The sequence below is a fragment of the Shimia gijangensis genome (assembly GCF_900142085.1).
GTDB classification, from domain to species: Bacteria; Pseudomonadota; Alphaproteobacteria; order Rhodobacterales; family Rhodobacteraceae; genus Shimia; species Shimia gijangensis.
On sequence record NZ_FQZQ01000018.1, the window covers coordinates 43,074 to 59,984 of the forward strand.

A 16,911-nucleotide genomic window follows, 5' to 3' on the forward strand; every position below is an offset into this window, starting at 1 on the left:
TATGATCGTTAGCAGCCCTATTATTTGTGACGAATTGTATGAAGTCGCTTGGTCGGAAATGTGGAAGTTTTGGGGCAATGTTTCCGAGCCTGAGACAATCCTCAAATCGCAACTGGATTGGGTCAAAATCGGCGGAAATCACGCAGAAATTGAGAGTTTTTTCAGAGCCTGATTCCAATTGGAATCACTTGGATCGAACCGCAATTACCACTCCGGAAGCCGCGATCATACCAATGCCAAGCCCCTGCAGGAAACTAAGAGTTTGCCCGAACAGGATCCAGGCAAACAACGGTGCAAACAGCATTGCGGTGTATTCAAAAACCGCTACGTTGGTGGGCTCATCCATTTGGTATGCACGAATTATCAAAAACACAGCACCCAGTGATCCAACCGCCTGCAACACCACCCAAGGCAGTACGGCAGCTATGTCCCAAGTCCAGACACGGTTCACAAATTCAACGCCTTCAGGAATGACCGGTCCAACCAGAAAGCTCACCACCAGCCCCGCCAACCCGAGCATCATCATATTCGCCGCCAGCATCGACACCGCGCTTTCACCCTCGCACCAGCTTCGGGTCGCAATGGACGAGATTGCATAGAAAAATCCTGCCGCGACGGGCATCATCATCAAAGGCCCAAAGCCATCTGATCCCGGTTGCAAAACCAGCAGGATACCTAAAAAGCCAATCAGCACCGCGCCGATACGCCTTGGTCCTATGCGTTGTTTCAGCCCAATTGTCTTAATCAACAGAACCCAGATCGGCGAAGTAAACAGCCCGGCAAGCGCCTGAGAAATTGGCATGAAACCAAGCGAGGCAAAATACAACATCATCGCGACCGTGATCATCGTGGCACGCGCCAGGACAGGTAACCAACGTATCGGGCGTAGCCGCCCCAACCCAATGGCGGCCATGCCAACCAAGAGAGGCGCCATAAAGGTCGAACGCATGACCTGGAACTGCCAAAGGCTGATTTCTTCCGCAATAACGCTGACAAAATTGTCGATAAACCCAACAGTGGCCATCGCAGACATCATGGAAACTGCCGCCACCATGGGTCGATTATTGACGGATGCAGTCATTTCTGCCTCTAATTGTCTGACAATTGTCGTTTCAGTGTTACTTCGAACATATCGAGTACAGGTAGTCTGTCATAAAAACGACAACGCTCAGAGAATCAAGGGAGGGATCTGATGGGCTGGATGGCTGATGAGACGGGGCTGGAGAAATGCGCCGCGAACTTTGTACCCCTGTCGCCTCTGTCGCATTTGCGGCGGGCTCGGGACGTGTTTCCGGATCACCTGGCGGTCAGCTACGGAAAACACCGCAAGTCTTACGCCGAGTACTATGATCGCTGTACGCGGCTGGCGTCAGGTCTGCTCGGACTGGGTGTCAGATCAGGGGACGTGGTGGCAACGCTGATCCCGAACCTGCCAGCCCAGGCCGAAGCGCATTTTGGCGTGCCTGCCTGCGGGGCAGTCTTGAACACGATCAATACGCGCCTTGATGTCGATACGGTTGCTTACATCTTTGACCACGGCGGCGCCAAAGTGGTTCTGGTGGATCCGCAATTTCTTGATCTGGCTGAGGCCGCCTGTGCCCGGATGGAAGGCACCGCACCCTTGATTGTCGAGGTCGCTGACGATCAAGCCGGTTTTCACGCCACTGGCAAGCATTTGGAATATGAGGCTTTGCTGGCCTCAGGCGACTCTGACTTTGACTGGATCATGCCACAGGATGAATGGGAGAGCCTCGCTCTGAACTATACCTCCGGCACCACGGGTCGCCCCAAGGGCGTGGTCTACCATCACCGTGGGGCTTACCTCATGACCATGGGCACCGTGGTCAGCTGGCGCATGGTGCTGAACCCGGTGTTCATGGCGATCGTGCCGCTGTTTCATTGCAACGGCTGGAACCATACCTGGATGATGCCGCTGATGGGCGGCACTTTGGTGTGTTGTCGCGATATCACCGCCACAGCCATCTACAACGCGATCCACTACGAAGGTGTTACGCATTTTGGCGGTGCCCCCATTGTCTTGAATATGCTGGTAAATGCGCTGGACGAAGAACGCCGCACGTTTGACCACAGAGTCGAGGTATTTACCGCAGGTGCCCCCCCGGCCCCGGCAACGCTGTCCAAGATCGTAGATCTGGGGTTCAATGTAACCCAGGTCTACGGCCTTACGGAAACCTATGGCCATGTCACCGAATGCCTGTGGAAACCCGAAGAATGGGACCGTCTGGACAAAGCCGGAGTGGCCGGCATCAAAGCCCGTCAGGGCGTAGCGATGCCAATGATGGAACACATCACGGTGCTGGATGAAAACATGCAACAAATCCCGATGGACAGTACCACACAGGGCGAAATCGCGATCCGGGGAAACTCTGTTATGAAGGGCTACCTTAAGAACCCGGAGGCCACGAAAGAAGCCTTTGAAGGTGGCTACTTTCACTCTGGTGACATCGCCTTGCAGCACCCCGACACCTATATCCAGATCGCGGACCGCGCCAAAGACATCATCATCTCGGGCGGCGAAAACATCTCGTCTGTAGAAGTTGAAGGCGTTCTGATGGGGCACCCGGCAGTGTCGCTGGCAGCGGTAGTCGCCAAGCCTGACGACAAATGGGGCGAGGTGCCTTGCGCTTTTGTGGAATTGCTGGACGGACAAACAGCCACCGAGGCTGATATCATCGCCTTTTCACGGCAAACCCTTGCAGGTTTCAAAGCCCCAAAACAGGTTGTCTTTCAGGAGCTCCCCAAAACATCTACCGGGAAAATCCAAAAATTTGAACTTCGAAAAGTGGCCAAATCTATCTGAACACAGGATGAAGTCCAAACATGGGGGCCAGCCCCCATCGTTGAAAATCTGCGCATTTTCAACGACTCCCCCGGGATACTTTTGCCAAAAGATGCAAGGGTTCGTTAACCTTAATCCGCCACACTCAGCGCGCGGTACAGGCGGGGACGCCGATGACCGTGCCAGAAGATGCTCCCTGGTGCCTTGCACCGGGGAGTTCACATCTCGGATCTTTTGGCCTCTCAATATCCCGGGGGTGAAGCGGGCCAACGGCCCGAGAGGGGGCTGGCCCCCTGACTGTCTTAACTTTTCAATTCAATGCTTGCCTGCGTTGCTCCTGACGGGTGGATCGTGCTATCTTTGAAGCAACAGAGGCAGAGCAGCCCAACCAACAGATATGACGGCACTTCAAAAATACGACCGGATCGAGGCTTCGGGCCTTTGGCGTCCCACATCCAATGAACAGCGCCGCGAAGTCGTGGTCTCTATTGGGGATGCATCTTTGACGATCTCGGATATGCAGGACCGTGCTCTGGCCCACTGGTCGCTGCCTGCGGTCGAAAGGGTCAATCCCGGCAAACGCCCTGCGATCTATAGCCCGGATGGAGACCCGGAAGAAACGCTGGAACTGCCTGCTTCGGAAAGCCAGATGATCGACGCCATTGAGAAACTGCGTCTGGCCATCCTGAAAAGGCGCCCGCGCCCTGGTCGCCTGCGGTTGTTTTCGCTAACTCTGTCGGCGGTCAGCGTTTTGGCTCTCGCTGTGTTCTGGCTGCCTGGTGCGCTACTGACCCACACAATTTCAGTGGTGCCCGACGTGAAACGGCAAGAAATTGGCCTGGCTCTGATGACTCCGATGGAGCGATTGACCGGCAAACCCTGCGCCGACGTGCTGGCAACCCCGGCCTTGAATCGCCTTACGCAACGTCTTGGGTCTGGGGAACTGGTGGTGGTGCGAGGCGGCGTGCGAGACACGCTAAGCCTGCCTGGCGGCACGATACTGATTAACCGCTCGATCCTTGAAGACTATGAAGAACCGGACGTGGCGGCAGGATATGTGATTGCGCAACAGTTAGAAGCCACCACCAACGATCCGCTGCGCACGATGCTTGAACATCTGGGCTTTCTCGCCAGCTTTCGCCTGCTCACAACCGGGCATCTGAATGACGACATGCTACGCGCCTACGCCGAAGATCTGGTGGTCTTACCGCACACGACGCTCGATACGAACACGCTTTTGGCGGCCTTTTCTGCACGTGAGGTCAAAACCTCGCCCTATGCCTATGCGCTGGATCCCTCAGGCGAACGCACTTTGGAGCTGATTGAAGCAGATCCTTTTGTGACCTCTCCAAAACAAGTGCTGACAGACGGCGACTGGGTCGCTCTGCAAGGAATTTGTGGAAATTAGAGCGTCGTGTCAGTTGCGCACAAACGCACCTGAATAGCCTGCGCCGCGGGCTTTGCTGGCAGCCCGATCCGCCTTGTCCGAGGTCGCAAATGGGCCTGCAAGAACAATCCGGTAGGTCGCTCCGTTACGCTCATATTTGCCGATCTTTGCCGGAAGGCCCATGGATTGAATCCGTTTGGCGGCCCCTTGAGCGGCGTTTTTGTCCTGATAGGTCGCCACCTGAACATAGCTTTGCCCGGACAGGCGGATGGATTTTTCTTTGGCGACGCTTTTGGTGGAAATGACAGCAGTGCTGCTGGTTGCGGGGGCCGTGGTGGATTTGCTCGAAACGACCGCTGAGCTGCCATCCTGCAAGTCCCGGCGCAATTCACGCGGAACCTCTTGTGTCCAAATCGCATCCATTGCCGCCTTGCCCGCAAAGGTTTGTTCCGCCCGGTAAGGATTAAGCCGTCCGTCATCAAAAACCTTGCGATACCCCTTGGGCACCGTTGTTGTTGTCAAAACCAGGCGCCGGTTTTCATAAACGTGCCTGGGGACAACGCGCACATTTGACGCCACCTCACCCTCTTTCACAACCGTGCCCACAGGCGCATTAAGTGATGCCCCGGAGCGATTGATGTTGATCACAGGTGCCGGAGCGGTTGGGTTGCCCGATCCCGGACTGTAAGGCAATTCTGCCTGTGGACCGCAGCGCACTTTGTATTTTGACTTAGCACCATCGCGGCACACAGCCTCGTATCCGGACTGACGCTTGGTCTGGTCCAAGGTTCGGCGGGGCGTTTGTGTGCTGGTTGTCGTGGTTGTGGTTGTGCTGGTTGTCGAACTGGTCGTGGCCGGTTTTGCCGCAGATGTTGTGCTCGTGGTTTTCTTCGTCGTCGATGTGGAAGTCGAAGTGGATGTTGTCGATCCCCAGTTCCAGAAATTGTTCGACGAAGATTTCGGTTTTGTGGCCGTGGTTGTTGCCGACGCCGCAGTGCTGGTCGTGGAGGCCGGTTTTGTTTTGGTTGACGTTGTTTTGGTGCTGGTTGTGGTCTTGGGCTTGGCGGCTGTTGTCGTCGTCGATGTGGTTTTTGGCTTGGTCGCAGGTTTTGTAGCCGGGGCCAAAGCTGACGCAGTCGGTTTGGCAGCAGGTTCAATATAAACCACATTTTTATCAAGCTTTTGAGCCGACGCTGTGGTTGGTGCCGCGTTCGGGTTCGTGGGTTTGTAGCCACAGACCACCTTGCGGTCGCGGGTCACACGGGGGACCCAACTCACGTTGCCATCCACGCCCGCGCGGATATAGACACAGCCTTTGCTGTCTACGTATTGTTTACCCTTGTACGACGCCGGCGGAAATTCGTTCGGCGTATCGACATTTTTGAGGGTTTGAGCGTGCACCGCCGCGCCTAAACCCAAAGATGCCCCGATCACAGTGATCGCGATTGCTCTGGTTAAATTCATTGTGCCCCCACAATATGTAGGGGCAAGTTTAGACGTAAAACCCTATATGAGTAAACAGTTCATAGAGAACAATACGATCTATTTTGTTCCAAACATCCTGTCACCAGCGTCACCCAGTCCCGGCATGATATAGCCTTTTTCGTTCAGCTTATCATCCAGAGAGGCCGTGACGATCGGTACATCCGGGTGAGCTTCTTTCATGTGGGCAACACCTTCGGGCGCCGCCAAAAGGCACAGAAAACGGATATTGGTGGCACCAGCTTCTTTCAGCAAATCAATCGCCGCAGCCGAAGAGTTTCCGGTCGCCAGCATCGGGTCCACCGCGATCACCATGCGTTCATCCAGCTCGGAGGGAGCTTTGAAATAGTATTGAACCGGTTCAAGGGTTTCCTCATCACGGTAAAGACCAACAAAACCAACGCGGGCCGAAGGGATCAGCTCGAGCATACCGTCCAAAAGACCATTGCCTGCCCGCAAAATAGACACCAGTGCCAGCTTGCGGCCTGCCAGTGCCGGGGCGTCCATTTCCATCATCGGTGTGCTGATACGTTTGGTGGTCATCGGCAACTCGCGCGTGATTTCATAGGCCAGAAGCTGACTGATTTCACGCAGAAGACGGCGAAACTCGCCCGTTGATGTATCGGTTTGACGCATCAAAGTCAGTTTGTGTTGCACCAGCGGGTGATCGACGACAGTAAGGTGATCCATCAGTTTGTCTCCAGTTTCTTTTTGACGCGTGTTTTTGTGGTTTCGTCGCAGAATGCCGCCTCAATGGCGGTCGCATTCAGCGCGCGGAAATCTTCAGTCTCCCAGCCAAAAGCCTCGGCCAGCATGTCATATTCCTTGCGCATGGTGGTATGAAAAAATGGCGGATCATCGGTAGAGACCGTCACTTTGACGCCCGCATCCCGCAGGCGGGCAATCGGATGACTTGGCATGTCCGGGTACAATCCCAGCACAACATTCGAACCCGGACAGCATTCCAGTGTGATTTGGCGTGCCACCAATTCTTTGACCAGCGCGGGGTCTTCGATGGCGCGCACGCCATGGCCGATGCGCTCGACGTTCAGATCGCGGATAGCCTCCCAAACGGACTCGGGGCCTCCAAACTCACCGGCATGGGTCGTCAACCGCAACCCGGCCTCGCGTCCCAAGTCAAACGCATAGGCAAAATCACCCTGATGCCCCTGCCCTTCGTCACCGCCCATGCCAAGGCCAACAATCCAGTCGCCCGCAGTTTCCGCAGCACACAGCGCGGTCTTTTTCGCCTGCTCTGGTCCAAAGTGGCGCACGGGGGTCACGATACCGCGCAGGGTGATGCCAAAATCGACTTCAGCCTTGTCAGCGGCCTCCTGAATGGCGTGCAGATATTCGCGCCATGCCGCGACATCCCCACCCCCGCAAAAATCAGGGCTTAGAAAGCTTTCGCAATAGACCACGCCGTTGGCGGCGCTTTTTTCCAGAATAGCGCGGGTCAGACGGGCGAAATCTTCGGGCGTATGCAATACCGATGTTGCGGCCTCGTAGGTTTGCAGAAAATGCGCAAAGTCCTCAAAGACATACCCCCCTTTTGCGTCGAATATTCCGCTGAGATCTGTTTTCTTTTCAAACGCAAGTTGGCGAATGAAATCTGGCGGTGCGGCCCCTTCGTGGTGCAGATGCAACTCGACCTTTGGCAGATCTGACACGCTCATAAAAAGCTCCTTCCGGGACGTTTGCCCGGCACTCCTAGATGCGCCGCCACTGTGGCTGCGACATCCACCATTTCAATCAATCCGGCCTGACCTGTGCCAATGCCTGCGCACAGGACGGGCACACGTTCGCGCGTGTGGTCGGTGCCACTCCAAGAGGGGTCATTGCCATGATCGGCGGTCAGCAGCAACAGGTCACCACTGCGTAAATTGCTCAGCACTTTACCAATCTCGCCGTCAAACCATTCCAGCGCAGCTGCATAGCCCGCGATATCGCGGCGATGGCCATATTCGCTGTCAAACTCGACAAAATTTGCAAATGTCAGGCTGCCGTCTTGGGCCTCATCAATCAGTCGGTGAAGATGAGTCATCAGCGTGGCGTCTGATCCCTTCACGCTGTCATCAATCCCCGTCATCGAAAAAATATCACCGATTTTGCCGACACCATGCACAGTACGGCCAGCGTCCTGCACCCAATTTGTCAGAACAGATTCAGGGGGTTCAATCGCGAAATCCTTGCGATTGGTGGTGCGGGTAAACCCGTTTTCGCTGTCACCGACAAAAGGACGAGCGATCACCCGGCCCACTTTCATTTCATGCAACATCGGTGCCAGAGCTTTGCACAATTGCAAGAGCCGATCGAGGCCGAAATGCACCTCATGAGCCGCAATCTGAAACACGCTGTCAGCACTTGTATAACAGATCGGAAACCCCGTTTTGACGTGCTCTGCGCCAAGGCTTTCGATGACCTTTGTGCCCGAGGCATGGCAATTGCCCAAAATACCCGTCGTGCCGGCAATCTTGCAAACCTCGGCGACGACTTTCGCGGGGAAGGCGGGATGGGTATCCGGGAAATAGGTCCAATCCCAGGGCACTTGCAAGCCCGCCAATTCCCAATGGCCAGACGGGGTGTCTTTGCCCTTGCTGCGTTCGGTTGCTGCCCCCCAAAAACCCTGTGGAACAGCTTCCAGTCCCGGCGTCGCATCACCGCTGGCCAATCGGATGGCAGCCCCGAGGCCCAGTTGATCCAAGTTGGGCAATTGCAGCGGTCCGCTGCGCCCGACGTCCCCCAAGCCTCTGGCGCAGGCCTGAGCAATGTGGGCCAGCGTGTTGGCGCCGGTGTCAGGCAGATCACCGTTGAAAAACGCGTCTGCGTCCGGCGCGCCGCCACAGCCAACTGAATCCATCACCACAAGAAAGGCACGTGCCATCAGCGGATCCTTTCATGCACAAGGGGCGGAATGTCAGGAGCCGTCGCGCCAATCGAAATGGCGCGCACCACGGCCTGCGCCGCGCGTTGGGCCGCGTCTTCGCGGGCGGCATGGATGCGCAACAACGGTTGCCCTTTGCCCACGCGGTCGCCAATCCGAACCACTTCTGACAAACCCACCGAGGCGTCCACGATATCGCTTTCCACCTGACGCCCTCCTCCGAGTTCGACCACAACCAACCCCAGAGCCTCGCCGTTCATGGCAGTGATGTACCCGGCTTTGGGTGCCACAACTTCGCGGATAACGGTCGCTTCGGGCAAAAATCGACGCCAGTTCTCGACAAACTGCACAGGTCCGCCCATGGCCGACACCATGCGACCAAACCGTTCCGCGGCCCGTCCGTCCTGCAAAACAGACACGATCCGGCCCGCCCCGTCTTCGATATCGGTGGCAAGACCCGCATTGGCCAACAACACACCGCCCAAGGCAACACTGAGATCCGCCAACGGCCCACCTTTGACACCGGTCAAAACCTCCATGCAGTCAGCAACTTCAAGCGCATTGCCCAGAGAGGGGGCCAGCGGTTGGTTCATGTCAGAGATCACAGCACTCGTGGGGCAGCCCGCGAGATTTGCCGTGCTGACCAGCGACTCGGCCAAAGCGCGCGCCTCATCGGGCGTTTTCATAAAGGCACCAGACCCGACTTTGACGTCCAGAACCAGACCGCCAAGGCCGGCCGCCAGTTTCTTGGACAGGATCGACGCGGTAATCAAATCAAGGCTTTCGACCGTGCCAGTCACATCCCGAATAGCATAAAGCCGTTTGTCCGCCGGGGCGATATCGGCACTGGCGCTGACAATGGCGCAGCCCGCAGCATCTACGACATTGCGAAACGCCATTTCATCTAATCCGGTGCGCAGTCCGGGAATGGACTCCATCTTGTCCAACGTCCCACCGGTATGCCCTAGTCCACGCCCTGAGATCATCGGAACATACGCCCCGCACGCCGCCAGAGCCGGGGCCAAAACCAAAGACACACAATCGCCAACGCCGCCGGTGGAATGTTTGTCCAACACCGGTCCGGCCAAGTCCCAGCGCAACGTGTCACCGCTGTCGCGCATTGCCAAGGTCAGCGCCACGCGCGACTCTTCGCTCAAGCCTCGAAGACACACACCCATGGCAAATGCGCCGGCCTGCGCATCCGTCACAGAGTGATCTGCCAAGCCGTTGGCAAACCAAGATAATTCATCTGAGCTTGGTGAATTTCCAAGTCGCAGTTGCGCGATTATTGCACGGGCGTCCATGGCGTCAGACGGTTTCCATGTGGTGCTCGCCAAAGGCTCCGGGCAACAAATCAGCCAGGGTGATTTTTTCTTCTACGCCGTCGAGATTGGCCATGGTGATGACCACATCTCCGGTTCCAAATTCTGCCAGCTTTTGACGGCAGCCTCCACAAGGTGTCACCGGATGGGGGCTATCGGCCACAACATAAACCTCGGTCAGACGCGTGTCCCCGGCGGCCACCATCGCGGCAATGGCCCCTGCTTCGGCGCAGGTGCCTTCGGGATAGGCCACGTTTTCCACGTTGCAGCCACTGTATATCGTTCCATCCTGCGCCCGGATGGCTGCGCCAACTTTGAAATTCGAATAGGGCGCATAGGCGTTTTCACGCACCGCCAGAGCAGCTTTGTTCAGGCTCATGATGTCCTCCGTCAGGTTCGGGTCGGGCGATACAGGCTGGTTTTACAGCAGGCTGGCATCACACCGGGCAATTCACTATCGTTACCTGATACAGCTTGATCCGCAATGGCGACTGGTAACACCCGCAAGATTGCGGCGCATGTCCGCTTTTTGCAAGGGGGCTGACCTTTGGTCAATTCGACCCGTTTTCATTTCCACCGAATTAGTTTAACACTAAACTAATTCGAAATTTGAGGTCCAGACATGTCCGATAAAGCCAAAGATCACCTGCGCCGGGCGGCGCTTGAATACCATGAGTTCCCAAAACCCGGTAAGCTGGAAATTCGCGCCACCAAACCTTTGGCCAACGGACGCGACCTCAGTCGGGCCTACTCTCCGGGCGTGGCAGAAGCCTGTCTTGAGATCAAAGAAGACGCCGCGACCGCATCGCGCTATACCTCGCGCGGCAACCTTGTGGCCGTGGTCTCAAATGGCACGGCCGTTCTGGGGCTGGGCAATATCGGCGCGCTGGCCTCAAAACCCGTCATGGAAGGCAAGGCGGTTTTGTTCAAGAAATTCGCCAATATCGACTGCTTTGATATCGAAGTAGACGAGACAGACCCCGAAAAACTTGCGGATATCGTTTGCGCATTGGGTCCGACGTTTGGGGCGATCAACCTTGAAGACATCAAGGCGCCGGATTGTTTTATTGTCGAGAAAATCTGCCGTGAGCGAATGAACATCCCGGTATTTCATGACGACCAGCACGGCACTGCCATTGTGGTTGGGGCTGCGGCCACCAATGCGCTGCAGGTCGCCGGCAAAAAATTTGAAGACATCAAGATTGTTTCAACCGGCGGCGGTGCTGCGGGCATTGCCTGTCTCAACATGCTGCTGAAACTGGGCGTGAAACGAGAAAATGTCTGGCTTTGTGACATCAAAGGGGTGGTCTACGAGGGCCGCACCGAAGAGATGACACCGCAAAAGGCAGAATTCGCCCAAGACACAGACCTGCGCACGCTGGATCAGGTGATCGACGGCGCCGACATGTTCCTTGGCCTGTCAGGCCCCGGCGTTCTGAAAGCCAGGATGGTGGCCAAAATGGCCTCTCAACCGATTGTTTTTGCGCTCGCCAACCCCACTCCGGAAATCATGCCGGATGAGGTGCGCAGCGTGGCGCCGGATGCCATTATTGCCACCGGGCGCAGCGATTTCCCCAATCAGGTCAACAATGTCCTTTGTTTTCCGTTTATTTTCCGAGGCGCATTGGATGTTGGGGCAACCGAGATCAACGACCAAATGCAACTGGCTTGCATTGATGGCATCGCCGAGTTGGCGCGCGCCACAACCAGCGCCGAAGCCGCTGCTGCCTATAAGGGCGAGCAAATGACGTTTGGGGCGGATTATCTGATCCCAAAACCATTTGACCCGCGTCTTGTTGGTGTGGTGTCGGCTGCTGTTGCCAAAGCAGCGATGGAAAGTGGTGTGGCCACCCGTCCGATCGACGACATTGAAGCCTACATACAAAAACTGAATCAATCTGTGTTCAAATCAGCCTTGCTGATGCGTCCGGTGTTTGAGGCAGCCCGTGTTGCTCGCCGTCGCATCATCTTTTCTGAAGGCGAAGACGAGCGTGTGCTGCGCGCGTCTCAGGCCATTCTGGAAGAGACAACGGAGACCCCCATCCTGATCGGTCGTCCTGACGTGATTGAGGCGCGTTGCGAACGATTGGGTCTGGCCATCCGCCCCGGGGCGGATCTGGAAATTGTGAACCCGGAAAATGATGCGCGGTACCGGGATTTCTGGACGTCGTATCACGAGTTGATGCAACGCAAGGGCGTCACTCCCGATCTGGCCAAGGCCATCATGCGGACCAACACCACTGCAATTGGCGCTGTGGCTGTGCATCTCGGTCACGCCGACAGCCTGATATGTGGCACGTTTGGCGAATACCGCTGGCATTTGAATTATGTGAATCAGGTGCTGGGCGGTCAGGGGCTCGAGCCGCATGGCGCATTGTCGTTGATGATTCTCGAAGACGGCCCGCTGTTCATCGCAGATACCCACGTTAATGAGCTGCCAACGCCGGAAATTCTTGCACGAACCGCCGTTGGGGCGGCCCGGCACGTGCGCCGCTTTGGACTTGAGCCAAAGATCGCTCTTTGTTCGCAGTCGGAATTTGGCAACCATGCACAAGGGTCTGGCAAACGACTACGTGCTGCGATTGAAATTCTCGACTCGGAGCCCAGAGATTTTGTCTACGAGGGCGAAATGAACGTAGATAGCGCGCTTGACGCTGCTCTGCGCAACCGGGTCTTCCCCAACTCTCGTATGGACGGCGAGGCCAATGTGTTGATTTTCGCCCACGCAGATGCGGCCTCGGGTGTGCGCAACATTCTTAAGATGCGCTCGGATGGGCTTGAGGTTGGGCCGGTCCTGATGGGTATGGGCAACCGTGCTCACATCGTTTCGCCGTCGATTACGCCACGTGGACTTTTGAACATGGCCGCGATTGCCGGGACACCCGTCGCGCACTACGGCTAGTCAGACGCGACGACGGATTAGACCTATGGAGGGGGCGATTCTCGCCCTTCTTATTTTGCAAGAAAAAATTTGCAGATTTGCAAAAAGGGAAATATTTCCTGAATATTCGCGGAAATCAACGTTGTTTGCAAAGGTTTGCAGGGTCTGCCCCTCAAAAAATGCAAATTCTCCGCGATAATCTGACGCGACGTCGCGAAAGTCTCTTGCTGCAAGAGCCCTTGCTTTCGTAACAACTTCACAACGCATTCGGAGGAGAATACCATGGCATACAAAGACGTGTACGAAGGCTGGAAAAACGATCCAGAAACTTTTTGGATGAACGCCGCCCAGGCCATCGACTGGGACCAGGCCCCTTCGAAAGCTTTGTTTGAAAAAGGCGACGACCTGTATGAGTGGTTCGCCGACGCCAAGGTCAACACCTGCTGGAACGCCGTGGATCGCCATGTTGAGGCAGGCCGTGGTGAACAGACAGCGATCATCTATGACTCGCCCATCACCCACACCAAACGCGAAATCTCGTATGTGGAATTGCGCAACCGGGTGGCCAACCTTGCTGGTGCCTTGCGCGCCAAAGGCATCGAAAAAGGCGACCGTGTCATCATCTATATGCCGATGATCCCCGAAGCTTTGGAAGCCATGCTGGCCTGTGCCCGTATTGGCGCGGTGCATTCGGTGGTGTTTGGCGGGTTTGCCGCCAACGAACTGGCAGTGCGCATTGATGACGCCACGCCAAAAGCCATCATTGCAGCGTCTTGCGGTCTCGAGCCGGGGCGCGTGGTGCATTACAAACCCCTTCTGGACGGTGCGATTGATCTGGCCGAACACAAGCCTGACTTTTGCGTAATCCTACAGCGTGAACAGGAAGTGGCGGAATTGGTCGAAGGCCGTGACGTGAACTGGCACGGGTTCCAATACGGTGTAGAGCCTGCCGATTGTTTGCCAGTTGAAGGCAACCACCCGTCTTATATCCTTTATACTTCTGGCACCACGGGTCAGCCCAAAGGCGTGATCCGCCACACAGCAGGCCAGTTGGTTGCGCTGAACTGGACCATGAAGAACCTGTATAACGTGGACCCCGGTGATGTGTTCTGGGCGGCGTCAGATGTGGGTTGGGTCGTGGGACATTCGTACATCTGCTACGCGCCCCTGATCCACGGCAACACCACCATTGTGTTCGAAGGCAAACCCGTGGGCACGCCGGATGCAGGCACGTTCTGGCGGGTGATTTCCGAACACAAAGTGAAATCGTTCTTTACCGCGCCAACCGCCTTCCGTGCGGTGAAACGCGAGGACCCCAAAGGCGAGTTTGTCAAAAAATACGACCTTAGCTGTCTTGAGCAGGTGTATCTGGCCGGGGAACGTGCCGATCCTGACACCATCATCTGGGCGCAGGATCAATTGCAGGTGCCAGTGGTGGATCACTGGTGGCAGACAGAAACCGGTTGGGCGATTGCCGCCAATCCGGTGGGCATCGAAAACCTGCCGATCAAGCTGGGGTCTCCCACCGTGCCAATGCCGGGCTATGAGGTGACCATTCTGGACGAAGGCGGGCATCCGGTTCCGGCGGGCGAACTGGGCGCGATTGCGATCAAACTGCCGCTGCCTCCAGGCACGCTGCCAACGCTGTGGAACGCCGAAGATCGGTTCAAGAAATCCTATCTGACCACCTTTCCCGGCTACTATGAAACCGGCGATGCGGGCATGATGGATGAAGATGGCTATGTCTACATCATGGCGCGCACCGATGACGTTATCAACGTGGCAGGCCACCGTCTGTCAACTGGTGGTATGGAAGAGGTTCTGGCAGGTCACCCGGACGTCGCAGAATGTGCCGTTATTGGTGTCACCGATCAGCTGAAAGGCCAATCGCCTGTTGGCTTCCTGTGCCTCAATGCGGGCGTGGATCGTGACCATGGCGACGTTGTCAAAGAGGTTGTGAAACTGGTGCGTGAAAAAATCGGACCCGTGGCGGCGTTCAAGCTGGCTGTGGTTGTCGATCGTCTGCCCAAGACACGCTCGGGCAAAATCCTGCGCGGCACGATGGTCAGCATTGCGGACAACGCACCCTATAAAATGCCTGCCACCATTGATGATCCGGTCATTCTGGATGAAATCAAAGAGGCCTTACAAACGATTGGCTATGCCAAAGGCTAAGCCAAAAGGCAGACCTAGTTGAACAACTTGAAAGCCCCGCCATTGTGCGGGGCTTTTTGGTGCGAGAGAGTTTGACAGCAAAGGATACACTCCATACCAATCGGGCATGACCCAGAAAAAGCCCAATATCCTCTTGATCTATGTCGACAACCAGCCCGCCGATATGATGGGTTGTTCCGGCAATGACGAAGTACACACGCCAAACCTTGACGGATTGGCGAACAAGGCCACGCGGTTTTCTGAGGCTTTCAGCCCCAATGCCATGTGCTCCCCAAGCCGCGCATCGATGTTGACCGGCCTTATTCCATCACAACATGGCATTCACACGTGGCTGGATGATGATGAAATCGACAATTGGCCAGACCACTACAACGCGCTGCATGAGTTCGAGACCTTGCCCGAACAGCTGCGCCAAGCGGGCTATAACACGGCATTGATTGGGAAATATCACCTCGGCGTTGCAGATCAGCCGCAAAACGGGTTTGACCATTGGGTGACCATGCAGATCGGACATGTGCTGTCTTTTTACGACAACAAGATGTTGGTGAATGGTGACAAGCTGACCCATCCCGGCCATTCGGTTGAGTTTTTCAGCAATCACGCCGTTGACTATATCAAGGCGCGCCAAGACCAAGACGATCCGTTTTTCATGTATCTCACCTATCCGGCGCCCTACGGGCATTGGCCGTCGATCCAAGGCGAGCCGCAAAACCCGTTTGCCGATCTTTACAAGGACACGGCGTTTCATTCGGTTCCGCGTGAAGGCTTGAGCAAAGAACTGATCGACTGGATGCTCATTGTGCATGACAAGGTCGACGGCGAAGACGCGTTCTTCAAAGACATTGCGCGCATTCCCAACGATCTGACCACGTTGCGAAACTACTATTCACAGATGAGCATGGTGGATCATGGCGTGGGTCAGGTTCTGGAGGCGTTGGAGCAACAGGGCCTGAGTGACGATACGCTGGTGATCTACACCTCGGATCATGGCATGTCGCTGGGCCATCATGGATTTTGGGGGCATGGCGAAGACACATGGCCGTCCAACACCCACCGTCAGGCCAATCATATTCCGCTGATCGTTAAGGCTCCGGAGGAGAGCCGCGCGCAGGTGCGCAATAACCTCGTCGGCACCACAGACATTCATGCCACGGTTCTGGATTTTGCCGGATTGCCTGCAATCGACAAAAGCCCCGGCCACAGTTTGCGACCCTTAATGCAAGGCGATGATGTTTCGTGGGACAATGCTGTGTTTATGGAACAGGAAGAAACCCGCGCCATACGCACCGATAAATGGTTGTTGATGCGCCGGGTTGCCCCCTGCCCTTATGAGTTCAAGACAGAGTTGTATGATCTGGAAGCGGACCCGGATGAGCGGGTGAATGTGGCCAACGATCCGGCGTATGCCGACGCTCTAGAGGCCGCATCAGACAGGCTGGACACCTATTTTTCGACCTATTGCGATCCGAAGTGGGACCTGTGGAAGGGGGGCACATTGAAATCGAACTCAACCCGCCCCTTCTTGTGGAAAGAAATCTGGGGCGAGGATTGGCGGCCTGAATACTAGGGATCAACACCGTCCTGCCAACAGGTGAACACCGCATTTGTTACCTTAGAGAAAACATGGTTATGCGATTGCGTCGCACCTGAGAGGCGTTGTGCAATTTGCACATAGGCCGCTTCAAGCTGTGTGCGATCCTCAAACGACATGACCGAGAAAAACTGATGTGTGCGATCATTGTCAGTGTCCATTGGCGTGTCAGACACACGTCGCCCAACCGGACCCGCCTGTGCAATCATGGCCTCTGCCAGCAAATCTGACAGGAAGGCCGAATAGGCGGTTTCAAAGGTTTTCGGGTCTTCACCATCTTTCAGGTCAAAGGCGGACAGCATGTGGATCATGAAGATGCCATTTCGTTAGGGGTGGTACGTTTATCAGAACCCAAAAAGGTTAACACCAGCTCACTCAATTCGACAATG

Annotated in this window: 14 protein-coding genes; 6 read left to right on the forward strand and 8 right to left on the reverse strand. The window is 55.9% G+C overall.

Going from position 1 to position 16,911, the window contains the following annotated elements:
- Positions 1-184 precede the first annotated feature (184 nt).
- Positions 185-1,081 carry a DMT family transporter gene (locus BUC32_RS15005; RefSeq protein WP_073254595.1) on the reverse strand — a complete coding sequence of 299 codons (897 nt, stop codon included), beginning with the start codon at positions 1,079-1,081 and terminating at the stop codon, positions 185-187.
- A 111-nt stretch (positions 1,082-1,192) separates the two neighbouring features.
- On the opposite strand from BUC32_RS15005, the gene BUC32_RS15010 reads away from it, so the two are divergent.
- A complete protein-coding gene (locus BUC32_RS15010) occupies positions 1,193-2,821 on the forward strand; it encodes an AMP-binding protein (protein ID WP_073254598.1) in 1,629 nt (542 codons plus the stop codon).
- A 376-nt stretch (positions 2,822-3,197) separates the two neighbouring features.
- Complete coding sequence (locus BUC32_RS15015) at positions 3,198-4,208, forward strand: hypothetical protein (RefSeq protein WP_073254601.1); 1,011 nt, start codon at positions 3,198-3,200, stop codon at positions 4,206-4,208.
- A 9-nt stretch (positions 4,209-4,217) separates the two neighbouring features.
- Here the strand turns inward: BUC32_RS15015 and BUC32_RS15020 are convergent, their stop codons facing one another.
- A complete protein-coding gene (locus tag BUC32_RS15020; RefSeq protein ID WP_139280743.1) occupies positions 4,218-4,973 on the reverse strand; it encodes an SPOR domain-containing protein in 756 nt (251 codons plus the stop codon).
- A gap of 19 nt (positions 4,974-4,992) precedes the next feature.
- Here BUC32_RS15020 and BUC32_RS15025 point away from each other — a divergent pair, with 19 nt between their 5' ends.
- A complete protein-coding gene (locus tag BUC32_RS15025; protein ID WP_073254606.1) occupies positions 4,993-5,349 on the forward strand; it encodes a hypothetical protein in 357 nt (118 codons plus the stop codon).
- A gap of 380 nt (positions 5,350-5,729) precedes the next feature.
- Here the strand turns inward: BUC32_RS15025 and upp are convergent, their stop codons facing one another.
- The 5 genes from upp to BUC32_RS15050 are packed head-to-tail and all read right to left on the reverse strand — an operon-like array spanning position 5,730 to position 10,254.
- Positions 5,730-6,362 (reverse strand): uracil phosphoribosyltransferase, encoded by a 633-nt coding sequence (gene upp, locus BUC32_RS15030; protein WP_073254609.1) that lies wholly within the window; start codon positions 6,360-6,362, stop codon positions 5,730-5,732.
- Positions 6,359-7,345, reverse strand: a complete 987-nt coding sequence (locus BUC32_RS15035) for an adenosine deaminase (RefSeq protein ID WP_073254612.1) — start codon at positions 7,343-7,345, stop codon at positions 6,359-6,361. Before BUC32_RS15035 ends, upp begins: the two co-directional genes overlap by 4 nt.
- Complete coding sequence (locus BUC32_RS15040; protein WP_073254615.1) at positions 7,342-8,553, reverse strand: phosphopentomutase; 1,212 nt, start codon at positions 8,551-8,553, stop codon at positions 7,342-7,344. The genes BUC32_RS15035 and BUC32_RS15040 overlap by 4 nt, the downstream gene beginning before the upstream one ends.
- Positions 8,553-9,857 (reverse strand): thymidine phosphorylase, encoded by a 1,305-nt coding sequence (locus tag BUC32_RS15045; RefSeq protein ID WP_073254618.1) that lies wholly within the window; start codon positions 9,855-9,857, stop codon positions 8,553-8,555. The genes BUC32_RS15040 and BUC32_RS15045 overlap by 1 nt, the downstream gene beginning before the upstream one ends.
- Before the next feature lie 4 nt (positions 9,858-9,861).
- A complete protein-coding gene (locus BUC32_RS15050) occupies positions 9,862-10,254 on the reverse strand; it encodes a cytidine deaminase (protein ID WP_073254621.1) in 393 nt (130 codons plus the stop codon).
- A 243-nt stretch (positions 10,255-10,497) separates the two neighbouring features.
- On the opposite strand from BUC32_RS15050, the gene BUC32_RS15055 reads away from it, so the two are divergent.
- From BUC32_RS15055 to BUC32_RS15070, 3 genes are all read left to right on the forward strand, one after another.
- On the forward strand, positions 10,498-12,777 hold the full coding sequence (locus tag BUC32_RS15055; RefSeq protein WP_073254623.1) for an NADP-dependent malic enzyme: 2,280 nt from the start codon (positions 10,498-10,500) through the stop codon (positions 12,775-12,777).
- A 261-nt stretch (positions 12,778-13,038) separates the two neighbouring features.
- Positions 13,039-14,931 carry a propionate-CoA ligase PrpE gene (gene prpE, locus BUC32_RS15065; protein ID WP_073254629.1) on the forward strand — a complete coding sequence of 631 codons (1,893 nt, stop codon included), beginning with the start codon at positions 13,039-13,041 and terminating at the stop codon, positions 14,929-14,931.
- Positions 14,932-15,037: 106 nt separating this feature from the next.
- On the forward strand, positions 15,038-16,498 hold the full coding sequence (locus BUC32_RS15070) for a sulfatase-like hydrolase/transferase (RefSeq protein WP_073254632.1): 1,461 nt from the start codon (positions 15,038-15,040) through the stop codon (positions 16,496-16,498).
- On the opposite strand, the gene BUC32_RS15075 is transcribed toward BUC32_RS15070, so the two are convergent.
- Positions 16,495-16,833, reverse strand: a complete 339-nt coding sequence (locus BUC32_RS15075) for a DUF6614 family protein (protein ID WP_073254635.1) — start codon at positions 16,831-16,833, stop codon at positions 16,495-16,497. The two genes, BUC32_RS15070 and BUC32_RS15075, sit on opposite strands and share 4 nt — an antisense overlap.
- Between the last annotated feature and the right edge of the window lie 78 nt (positions 16,834-16,911).